This is a genomic window from Acinetobacter sp. S40 (genome assembly GCF_016624705.1).
Taxonomy (GTDB): Bacteria; Pseudomonadota; Gammaproteobacteria; order Pseudomonadales; family Moraxellaceae; genus Acinetobacter.
In genome coordinates, this window is sequence record NZ_JACVTU010000013.1 from 56,255 (window position 1) to 80,668 (window position 24,414).

At 40.7% G+C, this 24,414-nt stretch carries 23 protein-coding genes, 4 tRNA genes and 1 riboswitch; of the genes, 21 read left to right on the plus strand and 6 right to left on the minus strand.

Features of this window, described 5'->3' with window-relative positions; translation table 11 throughout:
• Window positions 1-2: 2 nt before the first annotated feature.
• The 4 genes from dksA to thiC form a co-directional block, all read right to left on the minus strand.
• Window positions 3-536, minus strand: a complete 534-nt coding sequence (gene dksA / locus IAE19_RS13625) for an RNA polymerase-binding protein DksA (protein WP_200461461.1) — start codon at window positions 534-536, stop codon at window positions 3-5.
• A gap of 211 nt (window positions 537-747) precedes the next feature.
• Window positions 748-1,560 carry a 3',5'-cyclic-AMP phosphodiesterase gene (cpdA, locus tag IAE19_RS13630; protein ID WP_200461462.1) on the minus strand — a complete coding sequence of 271 codons (813 nt, stop codon included), beginning with the start codon at window positions 1,558-1,560 and terminating at the stop codon, window positions 748-750.
• A gap of 3 nt (window positions 1,561-1,563) precedes the next feature.
• Window positions 1,564-2,190, minus strand: a complete 627-nt coding sequence (locus IAE19_RS13635) for an NUDIX domain-containing protein (RefSeq protein ID WP_200461463.1) — start codon at window positions 2,188-2,190, stop codon at window positions 1,564-1,566.
• 78 nt (window positions 2,191-2,268) lie between these two features.
• Window positions 2,269-4,185 carry a phosphomethylpyrimidine synthase ThiC gene (thiC, locus tag IAE19_RS13640; RefSeq protein ID WP_200461464.1) on the minus strand — a complete coding sequence of 639 codons (1,917 nt, stop codon included), beginning with the start codon at window positions 4,183-4,185 and terminating at the stop codon, window positions 2,269-2,271.
• Between the two features lie 93 nt (window positions 4,186-4,278).
• Window positions 4,279-4,413, minus strand: a riboswitch (TPP riboswitch).
• A gap of 132 nt (window positions 4,414-4,545) precedes the next feature.
• On the opposite strand from thiC, the gene IAE19_RS13645 reads away from it, so the two are divergent.
• Entirely contained in the window at window positions 4,546-5,892 is a 1,347-nt protein-coding gene (locus tag IAE19_RS13645) for a TolC family outer membrane protein (protein WP_413784502.1), read from the plus strand.
• Between the two features lie 100 nt (window positions 5,893-5,992).
• Entirely contained in the window at window positions 5,993-6,715 is a 723-nt protein-coding gene (phoU, locus tag IAE19_RS13650) for a phosphate signaling complex protein PhoU (protein ID WP_200461466.1), read from the plus strand.
• Between the two features lie 470 nt (window positions 6,716-7,185).
• Here phoU and IAE19_RS13655 read toward each other — a convergent pair whose 3' ends face one another.
• Together IAE19_RS13655 and argH are read right to left on the minus strand one after the other, a co-directional pair.
• A complete protein-coding gene (locus IAE19_RS13655; RefSeq protein ID WP_200461467.1) occupies window positions 7,186-7,461 on the minus strand; it encodes an oxidative damage protection protein in 276 nt (91 codons plus the stop codon).
• 9 nt (window positions 7,462-7,470) lie between these two features.
• Window positions 7,471-8,904, minus strand: a complete 1,434-nt coding sequence (gene argH, locus IAE19_RS13660) for an argininosuccinate lyase (RefSeq protein WP_200461468.1) — start codon at window positions 8,902-8,904, stop codon at window positions 7,471-7,473.
• On the opposite strand from argH, the gene IAE19_RS13665 reads away from it, so the two are divergent.
• The 19 genes from IAE19_RS13665 to IAE19_RS13755 all read left to right on the plus strand — a co-directional run.
• Window positions 8,895-10,079 carry a sensor histidine kinase gene (locus IAE19_RS13665; protein ID WP_200461469.1) on the plus strand — a complete coding sequence of 395 codons (1,185 nt, stop codon included), beginning with the start codon at window positions 8,895-8,897 and terminating at the stop codon, window positions 10,077-10,079. The genes argH and IAE19_RS13665 overlap by 10 nt on opposite strands.
• A gap of 36 nt (window positions 10,080-10,115) precedes the next feature.
• On the plus strand, window positions 10,116-10,856 hold the full coding sequence (locus IAE19_RS13670) for a LytR/AlgR family response regulator transcription factor (protein ID WP_200461470.1): 741 nt from the start codon (window positions 10,116-10,118) through the stop codon (window positions 10,854-10,856).
• Window positions 10,857-10,963: 107 nt separating this feature from the next.
• Window positions 10,964-11,881, plus strand: coding sequence for a hydroxymethylbilane synthase (gene hemC / locus IAE19_RS13675; RefSeq protein ID WP_200461471.1), 918 nt, complete (start codon window positions 10,964-10,966; stop codon window positions 11,879-11,881).
• Between the two features lie 15 nt (window positions 11,882-11,896).
• On the plus strand, window positions 11,897-12,679 hold the full coding sequence (locus IAE19_RS13680; protein ID WP_200461472.1) for a uroporphyrinogen-III synthase: 783 nt from the start codon (window positions 11,897-11,899) through the stop codon (window positions 12,677-12,679).
• A complete protein-coding gene (locus IAE19_RS13685; protein ID WP_200461473.1) occupies window positions 12,676-13,515 on the plus strand; it encodes a hypothetical protein in 840 nt (279 codons plus the stop codon). Before IAE19_RS13680 ends, IAE19_RS13685 begins: the two co-directional genes overlap by 4 nt.
• Window positions 13,516-13,524: 9 nt before the next feature.
• The gene (locus IAE19_RS13690; RefSeq protein ID WP_200461474.1) at window positions 13,525-14,712 is read left to right on the plus strand and encodes a heme biosynthesis protein HemY; all 1,188 of its coding nucleotides are present in this window, start codon (window positions 13,525-13,527) and stop codon (window positions 14,710-14,712) included.
• 8 nt (window positions 14,713-14,720) lie between these two features.
• A complete protein-coding gene (locus IAE19_RS13695; RefSeq protein WP_200461475.1) occupies window positions 14,721-15,155 on the plus strand; it encodes an acyl-CoA thioesterase in 435 nt (144 codons plus the stop codon).
• Window positions 15,156-15,727: 572 nt separating this feature from the next.
• A complete protein-coding gene (locus IAE19_RS13700; RefSeq protein WP_120370647.1) occupies window positions 15,728-16,054 on the plus strand; it encodes an H-NS family nucleoid-associated regulatory protein in 327 nt (108 codons plus the stop codon).
• Window positions 16,055-16,217: 163 nt separating this feature from the next.
• Entirely contained in the window at window positions 16,218-16,961 is a 744-nt protein-coding gene (gene gspN / locus IAE19_RS13705; RefSeq protein ID WP_200461476.1) for a type II secretion system protein N, read from the plus strand.
• Window positions 16,961-17,797, plus strand: coding sequence for a type II secretion system protein N (locus tag IAE19_RS13710; protein ID WP_200461477.1), 837 nt, complete (start codon window positions 16,961-16,963; stop codon window positions 17,795-17,797). Before gspN ends, IAE19_RS13710 begins: the two co-directional genes overlap by 1 nt.
• Before the next feature lie 42 nt (window positions 17,798-17,839).
• Window positions 17,840-20,080, plus strand: a complete 2,241-nt coding sequence (gspD, locus tag IAE19_RS13715; RefSeq protein ID WP_200461478.1) for a type II secretion system secretin GspD — start codon at window positions 17,840-17,842, stop codon at window positions 20,078-20,080.
• A 69-nt stretch (window positions 20,081-20,149) separates the two neighbouring features.
• Window positions 20,150-20,803: an FHA domain-containing protein gene (locus tag IAE19_RS13720; RefSeq protein ID WP_200461479.1), complete on the plus strand. Its 654-nt coding sequence runs from the start codon at window positions 20,150-20,152 to the stop codon at window positions 20,801-20,803.
• 83 nt (window positions 20,804-20,886) lie between these two features.
• Window positions 20,887-21,555 (plus strand): phosphoglycolate phosphatase, encoded by a 669-nt coding sequence (locus tag IAE19_RS13725; RefSeq protein WP_200461480.1) that lies wholly within the window; start codon window positions 20,887-20,889, stop codon window positions 21,553-21,555.
• Window positions 21,556-21,682: 127 nt separating this feature from the next.
• The gene (gene trpE, locus IAE19_RS13730; protein ID WP_200461481.1) at window positions 21,683-23,176 is read left to right on the plus strand and encodes an anthranilate synthase component I; all 1,494 of its coding nucleotides are present in this window, start codon (window positions 21,683-21,685) and stop codon (window positions 23,174-23,176) included.
• Window positions 23,177-23,274: 98 nt separating this feature from the next.
• Window positions 23,275-23,350, plus strand: a tRNA-Thr gene (locus tag IAE19_RS13735).
• Window positions 23,351-23,408: 58 nt separating this feature from the next.
• Window positions 23,409-23,492, plus strand: a tRNA-Tyr gene (locus IAE19_RS13740).
• A 37-nt stretch (window positions 23,493-23,529) separates the two neighbouring features.
• Window positions 23,530-23,605, plus strand: a tRNA-Gly gene (locus tag IAE19_RS13745).
• Window positions 23,606-23,618: 13 nt separating this feature from the next.
• Window positions 23,619-23,693 (plus strand) — tRNA-Thr (locus tag IAE19_RS13750).
• Window positions 23,694-23,863: 170 nt separating this feature from the next.
• Window positions 23,864-24,414: GTP-binding protein (locus IAE19_RS13755; RefSeq protein WP_200461482.1), on the plus strand; the 551-nt coding region annotated here is incomplete at its 3' end.

A 24,414-nucleotide genomic window follows, 5' to 3' on the forward strand; every position in this document is an offset into this window, starting at 1 on the left:
AATTAACCGTTGTTTTGCTTCTCTTTGATTTCAGCAAGTGTTTTGCAGTCAATACATTGAGTTGCAGTTGGACGTGCTTCTAGACGACGCAAGCCAATTTCAATACCGCAGGTTTCACAGTAACCGTAATCACCTGATTTGATGTCTTCTAGCGATTGCTCGATTTTACGAATCAATTTACGTTCGCGGTCACGGGTACGCAGTTCGATTGCAAACTCTTCTTCCTGTGTCGCACGATCATTTACGTCTGGTAAAGCTGTAGATTCATCCTGCATAGTGTTGAGGGTGCGATCTACTTCAGACATCAATTCAGCTTTCCATGCCTGTAGAATTTTACGGAAGTGCTCAAGTTGGCCATCCGACATATATTCTTCGTTTTTCTTTGGCTGATAAGGCTCAATACCAAATAAACTTGCAGTAGTGCCCCCGTCAGCAGCCTTTGGCTTTGCTTTACGCGCACGTTTTACTGCGGTTTTATCACCGTCTAAAACATCGGTGTTTTCGTCCAAGACCTGGTTTTGGTTGTCATTCGCCATATAGGGCATTCCTCATCATACACGTACTATCTATACGCAAAAAATATGGTGGTATGCAAGTGTTTTTTATTCCATCCCGTCGGCGTATTTTCGATCGGGGTCGTCATCATATAGATTTTTTTTGCAAGATGATAGTCATCTTTGACGGCTTTTCGTTGCAAAGATTTTCTAAAGGAGGATGAGCATAAAGAAAAACCCAAAAAAGAGACAGTTAGTATCCTGATATTTCAGTATTTATGTGGTGAGTCATATGTTCCAGACGTTGCACTTGAGTTTCAAACTCACCATTTATTTTAAGCTTGAGAACTCGATACCCAGGTGCGACTGCATCGAGTGCAAATTGATCACTACAGGGTTTAAATTGCACACTTGTGGATGGCGTAGATAGACATTCAACATGCTGCCAAAAATTACTCGAATTTTGGTGAACATGACCATACAAAATGGCTTTAACCTGTTTAAAGCGTTCTAGTAGTTCAAAGATCGCTTGACTGTTTTTAAGTTTATGTTGATCGATCCATTTAGAATGCATTTCAAATGGGTGATGGTGACAAGCCAAAATAGTGGGATAAGCTTGATGTTGTTCAAGCAAATGCGCTAATTGTTCAAGTTGCTGTGCCGATATAAAGCCGTCGACTCGATTGCTGACGGCACTATTAAGTAAAATAATACGCCAATTGCCTAGCTCAATTAGAACCGGTTGCTGGGGATGTTCTTCGTGGAAAGGGAAGTATTTTTCATCATCATGATTTCCCGGTGTCTGAAAAAAAGGTATCCCGAACTGCTGCATAAATTGCAGGTAACGTTGATAGGTTTTAGTTTTAGGCGCTTGTGCCAGATCACCAGTATGAATAATCGTATCGACATGCGGATAGTGTTTTTGGATATGAGCCATGACCTGATGAAAGCTTTGCTCAGGATTCATCCCAACAAACTCTTGTTCAGGCTGTTCGAGCAAGTGCGTGTCCGTGATTTGAATCAGAACATATTCTTGAGATGAAGATGGCACAACCTGAAAACTCACGGATTACCCCTTGGCGGTTTTTGTCATTTTAATTTTCTGACTCAGCCATTGCAGTGCCATAATTACAGGTGCATTTTTTAAGCGCCTATTCTTAAAAAGCAGTTCTAACTGAGAATAATTAAAAATATGCAATTGAATATTCTCTCCTTCATCTGCAACACCATGTACTCCACCATGTTTAGGCAAATCAGCCTGTGCAGCATAAAGATGAAAGACTTCAGAACATGCGCCAGCTGATGGGTAGAAGCTAAACAGATGTTCTAGTTCATCAATTTGGCAGCCAGACTCTTCCAGACTTTCACGGCAAATGCAGGTTTCAGGCGATTCATCACCATCTAAAACACCTGCAATAATTTCAAGTTGCCACGGAGAATCTGGATCATCCATTGCACCCACTCGAAACTGTTCGATCAAAGCAAATCGTTGTTGTGCATCATTATAAAGCAGAACCCCTGCGGCTGTCTTGCGCTGGATGAGTTCTCTTTGTATTTCAGGAATATAATTATTTTGATTAAACATGCGATGTCGCAGGCTGACTTTTTCAACCTGCACAAACCCACGGAACACGTATTCGCGTGAATGAATCTCGACATCATTGTGAGAAAAAGTAGCGTGTTCAACTATGTTCATAGGTCAAAATTAGGATGAAATACAATAATTTCATCCTAACCGAGATCAAATTAAACACAAAAGCTTTTTTTGGACTGCTTAGACTTTTTGGTATAATTTTTGACCGTTTTCGTGGTAGGCATTTTTCATCGCTTTGAGACCTGATTCAACTTCTAAATCATTGGCTGTCGAAGATGCCGCATGGTTTAGGTTTTGAGCATAATCACGCACATTTTGAGTGATCTTCATTGAACAGAATTTTGGACCACACATTGAACAAAAGTGTGCTGATTTATGCGCCTCTTTAGGCATGGTTTCATCATGCATGCTGCGTGCAGTATCCGGATCAAGCGCCAGATTAAACTGGTCTTCCCAGCGGAACTCAAAACGTGCCTTAGACAGGGCATTATCGCGAGCCTGTGCACCCGGATGACCTTTGGCAAGATCCGCTGCATGAGCTGCAATTTTGTAAGTAATAATACCGTCTTTGACGTCTTTTTTATTAGGTAAACCTAAATGTTCTTTGGGTGTTACATAACAGAGCATCGCAGTGCCATACCAGCCGATCATGGCTGCACCAATTGCAGAAGTAATGTGGTCATAACCTGGCGCAATGTCGGTGGTTAAAGGGCCAAGTGTGTAAAATGGCGCTTCTTTACAAACTTCAAGCTGTAAGTCCATATTTTCCTTGACCATATGCATAGGCACATGCCCAGGACCTTCAATCATGACTTGTACATCATGCTCCCATGCACGATGCGTTAATTCACCTAAAGTTTTGAGTTCACTAAACTGCGCTTCGTCATTGGCATCTTGGATACAACCCGGACGTAAACCATCGCCTAGACTAAAGGACACATCATAGGCTTTCATGATTTCACAGATTTCATCAAAGTGGGTGTACAGGAAATTTTCTTCGTGATGTGCCAAACACCACTGAGCCATAATAGAACCGCCGCGGGATACAATACCGGTTAAACGGTTTGCAGTCATTGGGACATAACGGAGCAATACGCCTGCATGAATCGTGAAATAATCTACACCCTGTTCAGCTTGCTCAATCAATGTATCTTTAAAAATTTCCCAGTTTAGGTCTTCTGCAACTCCATCTACTTTTTCTAAAGCTTGATAGATTGGAACTGTACCGATGGGTACTGGCGAGTTACGAATAATCCATTCACGGGTTTCATGGATGTTTTTACCCGTAGATAAATCCATGATGGTATCCGCACCCCAGCGCGTTGCCCATGTCATTTTTGCGACTTCTTCATCAATGGATGAGCCCAGCGCAGAGTTGCCGATATTGGCATTGATTTTTACCAGAAAGTTACGACCAATAATCATCGGTTCACATTCAGGGTGATTAATATTTGCTGGAATAATGGCACGTCCTTCGGCGACTTCCTGACGTACAAATTCTGGAGTAATTTCAGTTAAATTCTTGGCGCCAAAGTTTTGCCCAGCATGCTGGCGCATATCCACACCTTCACGTTGACGCTGGTTTTCACGAATCGCGATATATTCCATTTCGGGAGTAATAATGCCTTGCTTGGCATAATGCATTTGCGTGACATTTTTACCTGACTTAGCACGACGTGGGTTCTGAATATGAGCAAAGCGAATATTTGCGGTGCGAATGTCTTTTAAACGTTCCTGACCAAATTTTGAAGTTAGGCCTGAGAGCACATCAGTATCTTGACGTTCCTCAATCCAAGTCTGACGTACGTAAGGTAAACCCTGATTTAGATCAATCTGGAGATCGGGATCAGTATAAACGCCAGAAGTGTCATAAACCATGAGTGGTGGGTTATGTTCACCGCCTAAACCTGTTGGGGTGTCGGTGAGAGAAATTTCACGAAAAGGCACTTGGATATCTGGACGAGAACCCTGAATATAAACTTTGCGGGAAGCAGGTAAAATGCGGGTTAAATCTTTGGCATCTTGTTCGTGTTGTGCTGAAGCCTGTGCATATTGGGTGGGTGCATCAGCAGGGGAAAGATTCGTTAACTGGTTCATGGCATGATCCTTATGAAAAACACTAACGAATCAAGCAACCAAAAAAACGCAAATACAGTTATCTTTAAAAAATAGATAAATTGAGCGATATAGTTTTTTAGATGGCTTGATTCCTACGCAGGTCTTAACCTGATCAGGTTCAACGGTACTTGGGATCAAATATATTCAAAGAGAAGAATAGATTTACCCAATCTCAGCGAGTCATTACTCGCGCTCCGTCAAGCATGGCCCAATACTAACATGGATTTACTACAATTCCCCACATCCTGCCGATTGTATTTTTAATTCATTTTTCTTAGTCTTAGTGAGCAACTTTTCAGGATTGATATAAGTTTCATGACCATAAAAAAAATACTGCTCATGACCAGTTTATGTGGTGTTTCCATTTCTAGTTTTGCCCTTGACTTAGTGGAAGCGTATGATCGCGCCAAAAAAAATGATCCCGCATGGCAGGCGAATGTTTATCAATTTGAAGCAGATAAACTGAATTTGGGGCTGGCAACGGGTAATTTGTTGCCGACTGTCACATTGACAGGAAATATCACACGGAACCATCAAACTACCAAACGTGGAGATTTTGGTGATTTAGGCGGAATAGAAGGTTCGGAAGAGTTTTCCAATGCCTTGATTAGCAATACTTCAACTCAAAAACAAATTGCTTTAAATGCACGTCAACCTTTATTTCGTGTTGATGCATGGGAAGGCTATAAGCAGGTAAAAACATCGGTTTTATTGAGTGAAATTACCTTAAAATTGCAAAAACAGGAACACGTATTAAACGTTGCACAGGCATACTTTGAGGTGTTACGTCAACAATCCTTGACGGCTGCTTATTTGCAGGAAGAAAAAGCCTTGCTTGAGCAACTCAATATGATGAATGCCAAACTTAAAGAGGGTTTAATAGCGCGAAGTGATGTCAGTGAAGCTGATGCGCAATATCAAAATGCACGTGCCAATCGGATTGGTGGACAAGTTCAGGTGATGGTGGCACAAGAAAAATTAAGCCAGTTTATTGGGCCGTATCAGAATGAAAAACTAGCAGTATTACCGGATGATTTTGAGTTTCAAAAGCCGTATCCAGCACAACTTGATGCATGGCTTGATCTCGCACAGACGCAAAATTTATCTATTCAACAAGCTCGTTTGCAACAACAATATGCTGATGATGCTCGCCGTGTGGAAAAAGCTGCAATTTATCCACAGATAGATGCTGTTGCGAGTTATGGTTATACCAAACAAACGCCTGAAACCCTGATTTCCAATGATGGTAAGTTTGATCAGATTGGGGTAGAAATGAACTGGAATATCTTTAATGGGGGACGTACTCGCACTTCTATTAAAAAAGCAACCGTGGAATTGAGTAAAGCACAATATCAGCTTGATTCAGCCAAACGCAATGCTTCGGTTGAGGTCAAACAGGCTTTTATGCAGGTACAAACGGATCAGGCTAAATTACAAGCGCGTAAAGCGGCGATGGATTCGGCCGATCTAGTCTCACATGCTTCGAGGGCTAGCTATAATGAAGGTTTAAAAACTATGGTGGATGTACTGTTAGCACAGCGTAATGCATTTAATGCCAGACAAGATTATTTGAATGCTCAATATGACTATGTTTTGAATGTTTTAAAATTAAAGGCATCGGTTGGTCAACTCAATGAAACAGATCTGTTAGAGTTAAATCATTGGTTGGTCTATAAGTCTCAATAAAATGCCAAAATTGCGGTTTTTGTCATAAAACTTTCATGCTGGATATGTTTTAATCACGGTCTATCCTTGTTTGTTCATTCGATCCTGATGGGAGGCTCCCTTGAGTCCAAGTAATCCTGTGTTAAGTCATCATATTTCTTCGCAATTCAATGAAGATTTGCAAGATGTAAACACGAAATTCATGACCATGGGCGGCTTGGTCGAACAACAAGTAGCCAATGCTATTCATGCCCTATTGGATACCGATGTCAACATGGCACTTGATGTTCAGTTTAAAGATAATACCGTGAATCAACTTGAACGAGATATTGATGAAGGTTTGACTTTGATTTTGGCGCGTCGTCATCCTGCTGCCATTGATTTGCGTATGGTATTGGCTATGAGTAAAGCCAATACAGATTTGGAACGAATTGGTGATGAAGCGGCCAAAATTGCCCGTATTGCTCAGAACTTGTGTGAAGAAGGCGGCTCACCACGTGGTTATATGGAAACACGTCATATTGGTAATCAAGTTCGAGTCATGATTCATGACGCGCTAGATGCCTTTGCGCGTTTGGATGCAGAACAGGCGTTGCAGGTATTGCTTGCAGATGCCGACATTGATCGTGAATACCAGTCAGCAACACGTACATTAATGACGTACATGATTGAAGATCCTCGTCATATTTCACGGGTAATTAATGTAATGTGGGTATTGCGCTCACTGGAACGTATTGGTGATCATTCTCGTAATCTTGCTGAACAAGTCATTTATATCGCCAAAGGTCTAGATGTCCGACATACTCGCATAGAAGAAATCGAAGAAAAAGTGCATCGCGGATAAAAATATTCTGAAGCTTATGCCCATAAAAAAGACCTTGAATTATTTCAAGGTCTTTTTTTATCGATGAGATGTGTGCCTAAATAGTATCCGATATCCTTTCGGTGATGCTTCACAGCAAATATGATAATAATTCGTCTGCTTCCTGCTGACGTCAACTTTAGAATATTAAAATGATTGAAATTATGCGAGGGATAAAAGTAGATAGATTGCGTAAGAAAAGACGGACAAAAAAATCCCAGATTTCTTGGGGGGAGAAATCTGGGAAGAAAACATCGTAAGGCTGCATTGGGGGATGCTTAATGCCTTGCTATGGAATCATTATAGGAAGAAAAATTGAAAGAATCATGCAGAGTCTTGTGAGGCTATGTAATATTATATGTTTCTATGTAATAAACGTAAAAAGTAGTCACTAAGACTACTTTTTAAAGAAAATTTTTTGCAGATATCGTGAAGAAAGCTAAAACGATGCTTTAATTTTCCTCAGGCTTCCAGCCCTCAGCTTTTTCGACACTTTCATCATTATTGAAAAACTTCTCGCGTTGTTCTTCCAAAAACTTTTTAGCTTCTGGTTCAAATACATTTAAGCGTTTTTCGTTAATTAATGTGGTTTGGTGCTGTAACCATTCTTGCCAAGCCTGCTTAGAAACATGCTCAAATAATTCCTGACCTTTCGCTCCAGGAAATGGTGCAAAATCGAGACCTTCCATTTCCTTTTGATATTTAACACAAAATACTTGGCGACTCATGAGTTTTCCTTAAGCGTAAAGTTGTTCAAGACGTTTTTCAGCACGTACAATCGCGGCCGCCACCTGTTTTGGGGAAGTTCCTCCAATATGGTCACGCGCATTGACAGAGGCTTCTAGCGTTAATGCTTTATCAAATACATCGGCGCTAATTAAATCTGAAAATTGCTGAAGTTGTTCAAGAGATAATTCAGATAAATCTTTATCTTCCTGCACGCCTAGCGCCACAGCTTTACCCACAATTTCATGAGCATCACGGAATGCCACACCTTTTTTCACCAGATAATCTGCAAGATCTGTAGCCGTTGAAAAACCACGAAGTGCAGCCTCTCGCATAATTTCGATATTTGGCACTAGGGCAGGAATCATGTCTGCAAAAGCCATAAGCGAACCGCGAACTGTATCAATCGCATCGAAAAGTGGTTCTTTATCTTCCTGATTGTCTTTGTTGTAAGCCAAAGGTTGACCTTTCATCAGCGTCAAAAGACTGATTAAATCACCAAAAACACGACCAGATTTGCCACGAATTAACTCAGGTACATCTGGATTTTTCTTCTGCGGCATAATCGATGACCCTGTACAAAAGCGGTCAGGAATATTTACAAATTTAAATTGAGCAGATGTCCATAAAATTAATTCTTCAGACATACGCGACAAATGCATCATGATTAAAGCTGCTGCAGCGTTGAACTCAATAGCAAAATCACGGTCAGAAACAGCATCCAGTGAATTTTCAGATACTGCTTCAAAACCTAAAAGTTCGGCAGTATAAGCACGATCGATCGGATAGGTCGTGCCTGCCAATGCAGCAGAGCCCAGCGGCATACGATTGACACGTTTACGACAATCTTGCAGACGTTCAGTATCACGAATGAACATTTCAAACCAAGCCAATAAATGATGTCCAAAAGTCACAGGTTGTGCTGTTTGTAAATGAGTGAAACCAGGCATGATGGTATTGGCATTTTTTGCAGCTAAGCCCAGTAAACCTTTTTGTAAACGCAGTAGAATCGATAAAATATCATCAATTTCATCACGTAAATACAAACGAATATCGGTCGCGACCTGATCGTTACGGCTACGACCTGTATGTAGTTTTTTGCCTGTAATACCGATGCGTTGAGTCAAACGAGACTCGATGTTCATATGTACATCTTCTAAATCGATACGCCATTCAAACTGGCCCGCCTCAATTTCAGACTTAATTGCTGTTAAGCCCTGAATAATGTCATCACGTTCAGCATCCGTAAGGACGCCTACTTTTGCCAACATAGTGGCATGGGCAATCGAACCGGCGATATCTTGTTTATAAAAGCGTTGGTCAAATTGTACAGATGCGGTAAATTCAGCAACAAAAGCATCTGTCGCTTCACTAAAGCGACCGCCCCACATACCAGATGTCTGGTTCTGGGCAGATGAATGAGGGGAATTCGAAGATGTGGTCATGTTGGCTCGGTAAAAAAAAGCGAAAAATAAAAAAGAGTATAACAAATTCCTCAAGGCTTGCCGATGCCCAGAATTCGATGGATTTAAATCAACAGATTCGACTTTCAGGTAACTCTTACTTTTTTACCAAAATAGGTCAGTGGCAACATTTGTTGGAATTGATAGTGGCCAGTAACGTATTAGCGATCGTGTTGGCACTGGCAGAAGCAGGGTCGTGGCAGACATTGCAGGGCTTAAGGCTTATGCAATATGTGTTTTTTATTAACTGGGTGGTATTGTCATTTTCAGCGATTTTAGATCATTTCCACATTTTTTTTAATCGCACTAATCAAATCACCGCCTTGGTTATTGGTTTTATCTTGTTGCAAATCATCGTGTTTTTAACCACTTGTATTGGCAATATTTTGCAACACTGGGGTAGTTATTTCACTCTACACCATTTCAATCGCGATCTTTTATTTGCTGGTGTGGACATGCATTTAAGCTATGGCGTTTTGCTCGGAGCATTTTGTCTGCGCTACATGTATGTGCGTGATCAATGGTTGACCCAGCAATACAGTGAGTTGAATGCACGCATACAAGCCATGCAAGCGCGCATTCATCCACATTTTCTATTTAATAGCTTAAATAGTGTAGTTAGCTTGATTAGTCTTGATCCAGATAAAGCAGAAACCATGCTAATCAGTTTATCTAAGCTATTTCGTGCCAGTTTCCAGCAACTTAAATTAGTCACCTTGAATGATGAAATTGAACTTTGTCGACAATATTTATTTATCGAACAAATTCGATTAGGTGATCGATTTCATATTGAATGGAAAATTCCGTATACTGTTCAACAACTTAAAATGATACAAATTCCGTTGTTGACCTTGCAGCCTTTACTTGAAAATAGTATTTTTCATGGAGTAGAAAAAATTGGTGGGGCATGTCAAATTGGTGTATTGGTTGAAATATTGCAAAATCAAGTCAGTATAGTCATTACCAATCCATACAGTCACGATACAATAAAAACCAGAGAAGGACACGGTATTGCTATAGATAATGTGAAACAGCGTCTCCGAGCGTATTATGGAAATACGGTCAAGTTTCAAACCTATAGCGCGCGTGGGTTGTATACCACAGTGGTAAGTTACCAATATCAGGCAAACAATAATAAGTCAGGGTTAACCGATTAAAACGAAACAAACCAGTTAACGCGACAAGGAGGAGAAATGAGGATCTTAATCTGTGATGACGAACCTCTGGCGGTTGAACGATTGTCACGTTTAGTTACGCAATTGGGGCATCAAGTGGTCGCGACTGCTAATAATGGACAGGATGCGCTTGATCTGGCTGAGCAGTATGAACCAGATGTTGTTCTGCTCGATATTCAAATGCCTGGTATGGACGGCCTGTTTTGTGCAGAACAAATCAGTCATTTTGATCCCATGCCTGCGATTGTATTCTGCACGGCTTATGATGATCATGCACTTGAGGCGTTTAAATCTCAAGCCAAAGGATATTTACTAAAGCCGATTTCCCAACAAGATTTGCAGCAAGTTTTAGATCATTTAACCAAATTAACTCAAGCTCAGCTGAGTACGATAAAACAAAAAGAAGATATGGACGACGTGAAAATACAAAGACATCAAATTACAGCCAAAACCTATCGTGGCGTAGAACTAATTCCGATTGAAAATATCTATTATTTTCTGGCAGATCAAAAATATGTCACGGTACGTCACAAAAATGGCAGTGTACTCATCGACGAAACGTTAAAAGAACTTGAGCAAGAGTTTCCTGAGCGTTTTATACGTATTCATCGTAATGCTCTGGTTTCAATTGATTATCTTGAAGGTCTTGAATTAGTTACTTCGGGTCAGTATCAAGTCCGTTGTCGTGAGGTAAGTGAGCGTCTTTCCGTAAGTCGTCGTCATTTACCGCAACTACGCGAACGTATGCAAAAACTCTAACAAGATATCGCCATTCGTTGGTTTTCAGCTTGTTTAACTTAGATTTTACTTGCAATTTTAAGAGATCGGGTTAAGTTTAGAGTTTGTTTTTAACTGATCCAAGATTTATGCAGACCTTGAAAATTGCGACTCGTCAAAGCCCGCTTGCTCTTTGGCAGGCAGAACATATTCGTGCTCGATTGCAGGAACTTTATCCTGACTTAAAGGTGGAATTAGTTAAATTTGTAACGCAAGGCGATAAAATCTTGGATACACCGCTGGCAAAGATTGGTGGTAAGGGTTTATTTGTAAAAGAATTAGAGGCCGCTTTATTGGATGGTCGTGCTGATTTGGCTGTACATTCCATGAAAGATGTACCGATGCATTTGCCTGAGGGTTTATGCTTGCCAGTGATTTGTGAACGTGAAGATCCTTTCGATGCTTTTGTATCTAACAGTTTTGCCCATTTTGATGATTTGCCACGCGGTGCACGAGTAGGTACATCTAGTTTACGCCGTAAATGTCAAATTTTAAAACAACGACCAGATTTAACCATTATTGATTTACGTGGCAATGTGGGGACTCGTTTGTCTAAACTGGATGCTGATCAATATGATGCGATTATTCTAGCCAGTGCGGGACTTAAGCGTTTAGGATTGGGAAGTCGTATTCGTCATACCCTCGGGGTTGAGGTGAGTCTGCCGGCGGTTGGTCAGGGTGCGCTGGGACTAGAATGCCGTACAGATGATCAAAATGTTCTGGGTCTCATTCAACCTTTATTACATGAACAGACTTGGCACTGTGTTCGTGCAGAGCGAGCTTTTAATGCGTATCTTGAAGGTGGTTGCCAAGTACCTATTGCAGGCTATGCGACTTTAAATGGGACTAAAATTTCGATTGAAGGTCGAGTGGGCAGCATAGATGGACAAACTTTACTTTGTGCACAGCAGTCTGACCAGATTAAAAACGCTGAACAACTTGGCGTTCGTCTGGCGCAGCAACTCTTACAGCAGGGCGCAGGTGAGTTACTAAGTGCATTACACTAAGCAATTGTACTCGCTATGTTATTTATCAATACCCGACCTACAGTTCGAGCTGAACAGTTAAATCAATTCCTACAGGCAAAGGGATATGAGGTGATTGATTATCCTTTATTGGAATTGATTGAATCACCTTATTCAGATGAGTTGGTTAGACTTTATCAGCAGCTTGCACAGACTCAGGTGGTTGTGGTGGTGAGTCCTACCGCAGCGGAAATTGGTTTGCGCTATCTGCATCGCTCAGGAATAGACATTCAACAGCTCAAACATATTCAATGGGTTGCAGTTGGAAAAAGTACGGCGGATTATCTTGCGCGATACCAGCTTAATGCTGAAGTACCTGAGATTGAAACATCAGAAGGCATGCTACAGCTTGAGATGTTTAAACAAACTTCACGCCTAAAACAGATTGCATTCTGGCGCGGTGAAGGTGGGCGTCAGTTCATGATGCAGCATTTAGCCTCACAAGGTATTGAGGTTTTAAATTTTGTGTTATATAGCAGGCACTGCCCTTTGGAAACCGTTGAATATCTACCGATATTGACATCTCGAATTTTGGCAGAGCAGGAAAAAGTATGGGTTTTGATGAGTAGTGAGGCAAGTTGGTTAAATTGGCTGAAATTAGTTGAAGCCTTGCCATCAGTATGTCATCGATGTTGTTATATGGTATTGGGTGAGCGTTTATTTCACATATTAATGACATATAAAAATCAGCAAAATGCGTATTATTCGGTTTGCCGTGTAGATGACTTAAAGCCTAACACTGTGTTGGCCCAGTTAGAGAAAGATGAAGGACGTTTATGAGGAAATTTATCGGGTTTATGGTGATTTTGGCTTTGCTGTGGCTAGCGAAGTTAAGTTATGACTCATATCAACTTTCTCAACGTTTTGATCTCCTTGAACAAAATATCACGCAGATTGAGCAGAATAATGCCAATTTGAATGATCATCTAGTTGCTTTGCAACGACAGTTGGCAAACCCTTCCACTACAGCGTCTAATTCATCAAGTGAGCACGCTTCCTCGGCATCTCTTCATACGACATTAAACCCTGTTGCGGTGATCAAACAACAACTAGAGTTAGTACAATTTGCATTGCAACAGCATCAGTATATTTATGCAGTTGATAAACTCAACCAGCTTAATCAGCTATTGCCTGGTTATACACTCGCGCCTGCGTTAGAACGCAGCTTGCATGAGAGTATCAATAAAGATAAACAAGCAATTCAGCAATTTATTATTTCTAAAAACCAGCAACAACAAAGCTTCGATGATCTGATTCAATTAATAGATAAAGATTTACAAACAGCGCAAGAAAATAGCCATGTAGAGTTAAAGCGACAGCAACAACAGCATTTTTGGGAAGGGTGGTTTCAATTGCAGCGAGTTGATCGCGCCCCTGCGGAGTTAATTAATCGACGTATTATTTTAAAAGAAGTGCAACTGCGCCTATTGTTGGCTCGCCAGGCCATCAACGATGGACATTTAACTGAATATCAGCATGTTTTGACCATGGCGACTCAACAGTTAGCACAACTTCCAGATAAAGCAAGTCAAGATTTAAAAATGCGGTTGGAAAAGCTGAAACAACTTCCAACGCTTCCTGTACCTAAACTCATTACGCTTGAGCTATTGGGATAAGGAGAATACATGCGCGCACTACTCCAAACTTATGCCGTGGTGGCTTTGTGCCTATTGGCCTTACTCAGCGTGTTGAGTTATGGCTATGGTGCGGGTTATGTTTATATCTATTGGCGCGACTGGCAATTACAGACCAATGTGTGGATATTATTACTGTTAATTGGAGTGTTGACTTTATCAGTACAACTGATCTGGATGACAGTCCGAAGATATTTACATCGTGAACAGCGTAAATTGGAAACGGTTTTTAATCTTTCACATTTGCATCCCTATGAACAATTGGGAGTAATTTGGTTGTTGGAAGCTGCAAAAGATCAGCAAAATTTTGTTAATCAGGTCTTTGAGAAATCGGGTCTGCTAAAAGGAATCGTTGAGGCAAAGCTTTTATTTCAGAAAGAAGAATATGATCAAGCTTTAAATGCATTGAATCATACTTCGCCTATGGCATTTGAACTGGCTGAATTACAACGTATTGAGCTTTTTTTGGCTAAAGGTCAAACTGAACAAGCTTTAACGCATTTAGAGTTTTTGCAACAACATCAATTATCGCCCTGGCTCAAACAAATTGAACAAGCTTATCAACAACGCATCACGGTGCTTTGGGGACAATTGGCATTGCAACAGCCTTGGGTGTATTTACGTTCTCTGAAATATGGTCATCTTGATCCCCACAGCCGTGATATGTGGTTGCAGCAATTACTGACACAGTTTGACCAAGCCTCTTTAGATGATTTACATGCCATCCAACAGCGTTATTTAGATCTAGAGCAAGAAATTAAAACGCGACCTTATACGAGCAAGGTGTTGTGGCTTAAATTGCTTGCACGGTTGCCAGAAATGAGCTTACAGCATGAAATGTTGGCTTTACATTTGCTGAATGAACAGTTTGATCGAGATGTATTTTATTTATGGTTTCAACAACAATTATTAAAACAAAATCCAGATTATCGAGATATTGAGAAAAAAATAGAACAGTTTGAGCAGCGTTATTTGAGTATGCCTATCCTGACTTTTGCAAAATGGCATGTCTATATGGCAACAAAACGGCAAATTGAAGCCGATGAATTGTTGCAATTGTATCCAGATGATGTGCTGATGAGTTATTTAAGGATTAAGTCGCAATTGAATGAAAGTCAGATTCAGCAATTAAACTTAGTCTTTGAAAATGATGCTAATTTTCTACAATTTAAAATATGAGTTAGATTATGAATGAGCTTACACACTATCCGGTGATTCATGAGCAGGTCGTAGCATGGGGGGATATGGATGCCTTTGGTCATGTGAATAATGTTTTATATTATCGTTATATTGAAAGTGCCCGAATTCGTTATTTAGACTGTTTGAATATTTTTGATGAGAAAATATATACCGTGGTTGCATCAAATCAGTGCAAATATTTAAGTCCGGTATTTTATCCAGATACTTTAAAAATAGGCGCAAGAATCGAAGAAATTCGTAATAGTGCGTTTAGAATGAATTATATATTATGGAGTACAACTCAGGAAAAAGTTGTAGCCACTGGTGAGGCGGTCATGGTGGTGGTTGATCCAGTTCACCTAACTAAACAGGCTATTCCAGCACATGTGAAACAGAAAATTATCATGCTGGAAGAACAAGCAGGTCATCAACTTGATGCTTAATCTGCTTTTAAGCTTAGCGTGTGTTACAACTAATTTTACAGATATAAGGGTTAGAAGAAATATTAATCTGAGTTAAAACATGACTGTTCTAAATTCATTTTTTTGTTTCATAACTTGAATATGAATTTAAAGTAGTTAAGGGTGTCATTCGAGAATGATCCCCTTTTTTTATTTATTATGATTTAAAAATAGATCTGTGGTAGTTTGATTTTTCTGAATATTTTTATATTACCTTGCAAAATATAAGAATTTTAAATAAGTAGACAGAAATGTCTATTTTTAAGTGATATTGAATTTTATTGAGATTGAAAATTGATCTCGATTATTGAGTCCTAATTAATGCTATTGATGATTTATTATAAGATGAGTCATTGATCAATTAAATCTCTCGATATAATACAATCCTCGACCTAGTAATCTGAATGATCATATTTGTAGTTTGTTGTTTAAAATTTGGTTTTAATACTTGATTAAGGGACTAGAACTAAAATAGTATTAGTTTGAATTTAATTCAAAGAATTAATTTTAAATTTTTGTCTGAATAATATTTTGTTTATTGGAGTAGGTTTTTAATGAAACCAGATATTAGCGATCTTTCGGTTGATGAATTAAAACGTTTGCAAGAAGAAGCGGAAGCTTTAATTGCATCTAAAAAAGATCAAGCAATCGAAGATGCATATAATCAAATTTTGGCAGTTGCTGAGGCGGTTGGTTTTACAGTTGAAGAATTACTTGAGTACGGCGAGCAAAAGCGTAAAAAAACTACGCGTAAATCAGTAGAACCGCGCTACCGTAATAAAAACAATTCAGAAGAAACCTGGACAGGTCGTGGTAAACAACCACGCTGGTTAGTGGCTGAATTGGAAAAAGGTGCCAAACTTGAAGATTTCTTAATCTAGTTTTCATCTTTTTGTCACTCAATCACCTTAAAGTGAGAAAAACCAAGCAAGAATGCTTGGTTTTTTTATAGAGTTGAATTGGCGATGTTGAAAAAGTATGCATAATGTCTAAAAGAGAAAAATCTCAACAGGGAAAGGCAGTTTGCATAGTGGTAATGGCTGAATGAAAAAAAAATCGAAGCAAGTGGCGTGGTGGGTGTTTGCCGTTATTGCATTTTTAGTCTTTGTGGTTTTACAAATTCCTGCGAATTGGTTAATTTCAAAATTCTCTAAAAATAATCAGACCCTCAGTAATGTCAGTGGCAATATTTGGCAGGGGCAAGCCGATTGGCATCGTGGCAATCTGCGAGGTTCTTTGCACTGGAATACGCGTCCGCTGGATTTAATTCTGTTGCGGGCAGCTGCTAATGTTGAAATTCATAGTGGTAATACTCAGTTGCAAGGTATTTTGGGCTATGGCTTTGGTAAAAAAATTATTATTCGTCAACTTAATGGTCAGATTGCACCCGAAACATTAAAATCAATTGTAAACTGGCAGTGGCCAGCAAATAGTATTCAATTGAGTGATGTGAAATTTAACTATCAAAAAGAACAAGGATTTACACAGAGCGAAGGGCAGTTGCATTGGGGTGGTGGAGAATTGGTATATACCTTTGGGCAGCGTCAAGAGCGTATGAACATGCCATCATTACAAGGACAATTACAAGATAAAGATGGGCGTCTGCAACTTGATATTCGTGATCAACGTAGTCAAAAAATGGCGAATCTGGCCTTTGACCAAAACCTGATGCTAGATGTCCAGCTTACCCAGCGGTTACTGTTGAATGTTCCTTCTTATGAAGGTAAAGCAGGGCTAGATACGTTTGTCATTAGTACTCGTCAACCATTGTTCTCGGGTGGATTTTAATGAAAACAGTGTTTGAGCGTATACAACGGATGCCATGGCAGAAAGTTGATCAATTATCAGCTTTGGTGCTGATCTTTTTAATTGTATGGTTATGCTGGAAATTGGCTTCACTATTCTGGTGGGTGGTCGCTCCTCCACAAGCTATGCAGTTTGATCGTGTTGAACTAGGATCCATGCAGGCACAGATTCCCAATATCACTAGCTTTTCATTATTTAACGAACCCACTGCAACCGCGGCGAATGATAATCAAACTTTTGAATTACAAGGTGTGATGATTGGCTACCCCAATCGTTTTTCTTCCGCTGTAATTAAAGTCAATGATAAAGCCGAGCGTTATCGGGTTGGTGATAGCATTGATAATAGCGCTTATCAGTTGTCAGAAGTGTATTGGGATCATGTGATATTGCGTCAAAGTGGTGGTGCGACTCGTGAAATTCGTTTTAAGGGGCTTGAAAATGGTCTATATCAGCCAATTGTACCTCCAACCACAACTGCTCCTGCAACGCCTGCGGTTCCCCCTGCTGCGGCACAAAATTCCAACGCCGTGATTGGGCAAGCTATTCAACAAATGCAGCAAAATCGCGATCAATATTTACAGAATATGGGAGTGAGTGCTGCCAATGGATCAGGATATGAAGTAACAGATCGTACCCCTGCGGCACTTCGTAATACTTTAGGTCTAAGATCTGGAGATCGCATTCTTTCCGTCAATGGACAGTCAGTTGGTCAAGGACAGAATGACGTACAACTGTTAGAACAGGTGAAGCGAGAAGGTCAGGTCAAAATAGAAATAAAACGTGGTGATCAAGTGATGACCATACAACAAAGTTTTTAAGTGATGTTGATCATCATAACGAGTTAGGAAAAAGAGCAGGCTATGGCTTTATTGAATCATCGTCCACTTTGGGCTTTACTGGCAGCCGCTCCAGTGATGGCAGCTATTAGTACAAGTGCCTTTGCACAAACATGGAAGATTAATTTACGCGATGCTGATTTAACTGCATTTATTAATGAAGTAGCGGATATTACAGGTAAAAACTTTGCGGTCGATCCGCGTGTTCGTGGCAATGTTACGGTGATCTCCAATAAGCCTTTAAATAAAAATGAAGTATATGATCTATTTTTAGGGGTTTTGAATGTCAATGGTGTAGTGGCCATTCCTTCAGGTAATACCGTCAAACTGGTTCCAGACAGTAATGTCAAGAACTCAGGTGTTCCGTATGATGCACGCAATAATGCACGAGGTGACCAAGTGGTGACGCGCGTTATTTGGGTGGAAAATACTAATCCAAATGATTTGATTCCTGCATTACGTCCGCTTATGCCACAATTTGCCAATTTGGCTGCTGTGCCAGGGACCAATGCATTGATTGTTTCGGATCGTGCGACGAATATTGCCCAGCTTGAAACGATTATCCGTAATCTGGATGGCACTGGGCAAAATGACGTCGAATCGGTCGCTTTACAGAGTAGCCAGGCAGAAGAAGTTATTGGCTTGCTTGAATCGATGAGTTCGACAGGTTCCTCTAAAGACCTCAATGGTTCGCGTGTACGCATAATCGCAGATACGCGAACTAATCGGATTTTGGTCAAGGGAGATACAGGCAGTCGTAAGCGCATTCGTAATTTGATTGAAACTTTAGACGTTCCTTCTGCTGACCGTTTAGGAGGGCTAAAAGTATTTCGTCTGAAATATGCAAGTGCTAAAAATCTCGCAGAAATTTTACAGGGCTTAGTAACGGGGCAATCTGTCTCATCCTCAAATAATAATAGCCGTAATAATTCGACTTCAAATTCAACTAATAATATTAATAATCTCATTGGTAATCAAAATAACAGTTCCAGTACTGGAAGCAGTTCTATTTCAACGCCGTCGATTAATCTGAATAATAATTCCAGTTCAAGTCAGAACCAGAATGCGATTACCAGTTTTAACAATAACGGTGTCAGTATTATTGCAGACAGTTCACAAAACGCATTGGTGGTCAAAGCAGATCCACAACTTATGCGTGAAATAGAGTCTTCTATTCAACAGTTGGATATTCGCCGTGAGCAGGTATTGATCGAAGCTGCGATTATTGAAGTATCGGGTGATGATTCGGATCAATTGGGTATTCAATGGGCTTTGGGCGATTTAAGTAGTGGTGTTGGATTAATCAGCTTTGGAAATGTGGGGGCGAGTTTGGCTTCCATTGCCGCAGGCTATGCTAGTGGCGGAACCTCTGGTGCTGCGGCTGCTATTGCAGGTGGTGCCAATAAAGGGAATGGCGCAACCATTGGGCTAGGGAATTTTGATTCACGTAAAGCATATGGTGCATTGATTCAAGCTCTGAAAACCAATACTAAATCTAATCTACTTTCGACCCCTTCTATTGTAACCATGGACAATGAAGAAGCTTATATTGTAGTGGGTCAGAATGTACCTTTTGTCACAGGGTCGGTGACGACGAATAGCACTGGTGTTAATCCTTATACGACTGTGGAGCGTAAAGATGTTGGTATTACCCTAAAAGTGGTGCCGCATATTGGTGATAATGGAACGGTGCGTCTGGAAGTGGAACAGGAAGTGTCTGCTGTTCAAGATAAAGGTGAGGCTACAGACTTAATTACCAGTAAACGTGCAATTAAAACGTCTGTGTTGGCTGAACATGGGCAAACTGTAGTATTAGGTGGTTTGATTTCGGATAATACCTTATTGTCACGTCAGGGTATTCCAGGGTTAAGCAGTATTCCTTATGTTGGTCGTTTATTTCGCTCAGATTCGCGCAGTAATGAAAAACGTAATTTGCTAGTATTTATTCATCCAACTATTGTGGGGGATGCAAATGATGTACGTCGTATTTCCCAGCAGCGCTATAATCAACTTTATAGTCTTCAGCTGTCGATGGATCGGGATGGTAACTTCGCCAAGCTTCCTGATAATGTTGATAATATTTATCAACCCACTTCTGCGGCACTTGCAACGCAAACTTCAAATTATCAAAAAGTTCCAACAGCAGGGCAGAATCAGGTCATGACTACGCCTGTTGCAGTTGAGCCTACCGTGCAGTTACCTGCCAAAGAGGTTGAGCGCACAAAAAATACAGTAACCACGACGACAGTACGACCAGCATCTTAACAGGATCGGCACGAAATCGTATTTTGAGCATGTTATGATATTACTAAATCAAAATTAGAGAGTTTAATTATGACTTGGAAGTTACAAGCGATTACGGGCGAGTTTACGGGGCAGGAAATAAGTATTGATCATGATTTGCTGGTTGGCCGTGGGCAGGATGCCGATTTGGTTTTACAAGCTGCAGAAGTTTCACGTAAGCATGCGGCGCTTCTTTTAAAAGATGATCAGCTCTGGGTGCAAGATCTAAATTCTTCAAATGGTACTTTTGTCAATGATTTGCGTATTGAGCAAGATGTTCAATTGCATGAAGGAGATATTGTACAATTTGCAGGACTCAAATTTTCAGTTTTGGCACCTGCACAGCAAAATCAGGACTTACCAGAAATTGAAGTTGAACCTGTAACAGAAATACCCGTACAACAAGTGTTAAAAACTCCGGCTCAGGAGATGAATGATGCGGGTATGCCAAGCCTAAATGAGCGGGCAGTTGCGACCCCAGTCAGTCGTGAGGGTATGCCAGAGTCTGTCGTAGTACCAAAACCTGCTCCTATTCCAGAGGGTGTTGACGTCAAGGTTCAGGCTGAACCTGAACTAACACCCATCGAGCAGCCTGTTTCCCGAGTTGAACAAGAAAAAGAACAACAAAAAAATGCATCTGTTGGTTTGATGACTGTGATCATCATTATTATTCTGGCAGTATTGGCTTGGGTGTTCTTTAAATAGTGCCTTGATTGAGAAATTAAAGGCATGCATGGGCATGCCTTTATTTATTTCGTATTTTTTAAAAATTGAAAACAGGGTGTCAAATGTCATTGTTACAGCTTGAACAGCGTAAATTAATTTTATTTGATCTGGATGGGACGTTAGTCGATACCGCATCAGATATGTATCGTTCTATGAATTTGAGTTTACAACAGCTCGGCTGGGCCGAGGTTACTGAAGCTCAAGTTCGGCAGTGGGTTGGGCAGGGCACAGGCAAACTTTGTGATGCAGTTTTACGGTTTTTATTCGGTCAAATTGAACCAGAAAAACATCAACAATTATTAGAAAAATATTTAGAAGTCTATGCGCAGGAGTTATGTGTTCACAGTCGTTTGTTTGAGGGGGTCCAATCATTCTTGGATGTCTGTAAAAAACGTCATATTGATATGGCTTGTGTGACCAATAAACCTAAACATCTGGCAAAAGAATTATTGCAAAAGCTTGGGGTGGATCATTATTTTAAGCTTGTAGTCGGTGGAGATAGCCTTCCTTTACGAAAACCGGATCCATTGCCGTTATTACATAGTATGCAAGTATTTAAGACCACGCAGTTGCAAACATTAATGGTAGGTGATTCAAAAAATGATATAGAAGCTGCTCGCCGTGCAGGTATCGATTGTATTGTAGTCAGCTATGGCTATAATCATGGAGAGAATATTTACGATAGTGATCCGCAACAAGTGGTCGATCGTCTGGATCAATTATTGGTTTAAATGAAAGTCTTTTATTAGAGAGTGTATTAAGGAGTTTGGGATGAATTTGGGTCAGGTTTTTCGATGGCGATAATCGCGTCTTTTATCAACATTATCGTGCTTTACTAAAAACCATTGAGAGAAATTCATGACTACACTTGCACAATTTGAACAATTAAAGGCTGCTGGCTATAATACTATTCCAGTTTATCGACAGCGTTTAGCAGATACTGAAACCCCGCTTTCTGTTTTTGCGCGTTTAAAAGATCATACACAAGCCTATTTATTTGAATCGGTTGAAGGTGGTGAAAACTGGGCGCGCTACTCAATCATTGGATTGGGTGAATCGACGGTTTTTTCTTGCAATACAGGTGTGTTGACCATTAAAAATGCGCAGGGGCAAATTGAAACGCAAAATTGTACCGATCCTTTTCAATACATTCGTGATTATCAAACCCAGTTTAAAGTTCCTCCCCATGCGTTAATTCCAGCTCTACCCCAATTTACTGGTGGTTTGGTGGGGTATTTTGGTTATGATGCAGTGCGTTATATTGAGCCTCGTTTAAATAATGTCCCTGAAGCTGATCCAGTGGGTTTGCCAGATATCTGGATGATGTTGTCTAAGACCGTCATTATTTTCGATAATTTAAAAGATACGCTTTTTTTTATCGTTCATGCCAACACGAATGATGAAGAAGCTTATCAATCTGCACAAAACCAACTAGATTCTCTAGAGCGTTTGTTGGCTACCCCTATTAGTTTGCAAGCCAAAACTCACACAGCGCCGCATTTTGAATCTCTAACCGGTAAGGCTAAGTTTCTCGAATCAATTGAAACTGTAAAAGAATATATTCGAGCGGGTGATGTCATGCAGGTGGTGCCGGGTCATCGCATGGTTTCAGATTTTGATGGAGATGCTTTGCAGGTTTATCGCGCGTTACGTCATTTGAATCCTTCTCCCTATTTATTTTTAGTCCAAGGAAGAACTCTGACGGATGATCAACCTTTTCATATCGTAGGGTCATCGCCAGAAATTTTATCCAGACTTGAAGATGGAATTGCTACTGTGCGTCCATTGGCTGGTACACGTCCTCGAGGCAAAACCAAAGAAGAAGATCTGGCATTGGAACATGAACTATTGGCAGATGAAAAAGAAATTGCTGAACATTTGATGTTAATAGATCTGGGGCGCAATGATATAGGGCGTGTATCCAAAATTGGCAAGGTGCAAGTGACCGACCGCATGGTGATCGAGCGTTATTCACATGTCATGCATATTGTGTCTAATGTACAGGGTGAAGTGCGAGATGATATTGATGCTTTGGATGTCTTTAAGGCAACATTCCCTGCGGGAACGTTATCGGGAGCACCCAAAATTCGTGCTATGGAAATTATCGACGAGGTTGAACCGGTAAAACGTGGAGTTTTTGGTGGAGCTGTTGGGTATTTGGGTTGGCATGGTGAAATGGATATGTCGATCGCCATTCGGACCTGTGTTATCCGCAATGGAAAAGTCTATGTGCAGGCTGGAGCGGGGCTGGTTGCAGACTCAAATCCTGAGTCAGAATGGAATGAAACTCAAATAAAAGCACGCGCAGTGATCAAAGCGGTTGAATTATCGTCAAACGGATTGATTTTATGAGTTTTTAGCGTTTTTTTTTAAAAAACTGCTTGCATCGTTTCTGAGTTTTGCTAAACTGCACACCGTTCCGATACGAAACGTACGAAACACTAAGAAGCGCCGGCATAGCTCAGTTGGTAGAGCAACTGACTTGTAATCAGTAGGTCCACAGTTCGAATCCGTGTGCCGGCACCATCTTAAGGTTGATCGTTGTTGAAGTAAAGAACATGCACTGAAAGTTAAGTGTGATATTGGTGAGATTCCCGAGCGGTCAAAGGGAACAGACTGTAACTCTGTCGCGTAAGCTTCGAAGGTTCGAATCCTTCTCTCACCACCATTAACTTCGATTGAAGTGGTAAATGTACCAACGCTGTGCGGGAGTAACTCAGTTGGTAGAGTGGCAGCCTTCCAAGCTGCATGTCGCGAGTTCGATCCTCGTCTCCCGCTCCATCGAAGGATTATCGCTCTTATAGCTCAGTGGTAGAGCACTCCCTTGGTAAGGGAGAGGTCTCGAGTTCAAATCTCGATAAGAGCTCCAGATACAGTTTGGTGAATGAAAATTCACAACAATTTCAAAAGCAGGCTTATTAGTCTGCTTTTAAAGTATTGGGCGTCTGTTTTTTTAGACTAATGTCGATGTGCTGTGTAGCTTCGGTGCCTTTTGTAGCCTCTTGTAGCTTGCTTTCGACGTAAATGAGGAAGATCATCATGGCTAAAGCCAAGTTTGAACGTAATAAGCCGCACGTAAACGTGGGCACAATTGGTCACGTTGACCATGGTAAAACAACTCTTACTGCTGCAATCGCAACGATCTGTGCGAAAACTTACGGCGGTGAAGCGAAAGATTACTCACAAATCGACTCAGCACCTGAAGAAAAAGCACGTGGTATTACGATTAATACATCACACGTAGAATACGATTCTCCAATCCGTCACTATGCACACGTAGACTGCCCAGGCCACGCCGATTATGTTAAAAACATGATCACTGGTGCTGCTCAGATGGATGGCGCGATCCTTGTATGTGCTGCGACTGATGGTCCAATGCCACAAACTCGTGAACACATCCTTCTTTCACGTCAGGTAGGTGTACCTTACATCATCGTATTCTTAAACAAATGCGACCTAGTAGACGACGAAGAGCTTCTTGAGTTGGTAGAAATGGAAGTTCGTGAACTTCTTTCTACTTATGACTTCCCGGGTGATGACACTCCAGTAATTCGTGGTTCTGCGCTTAAAGCGTTGGAAGGCGATGCTGG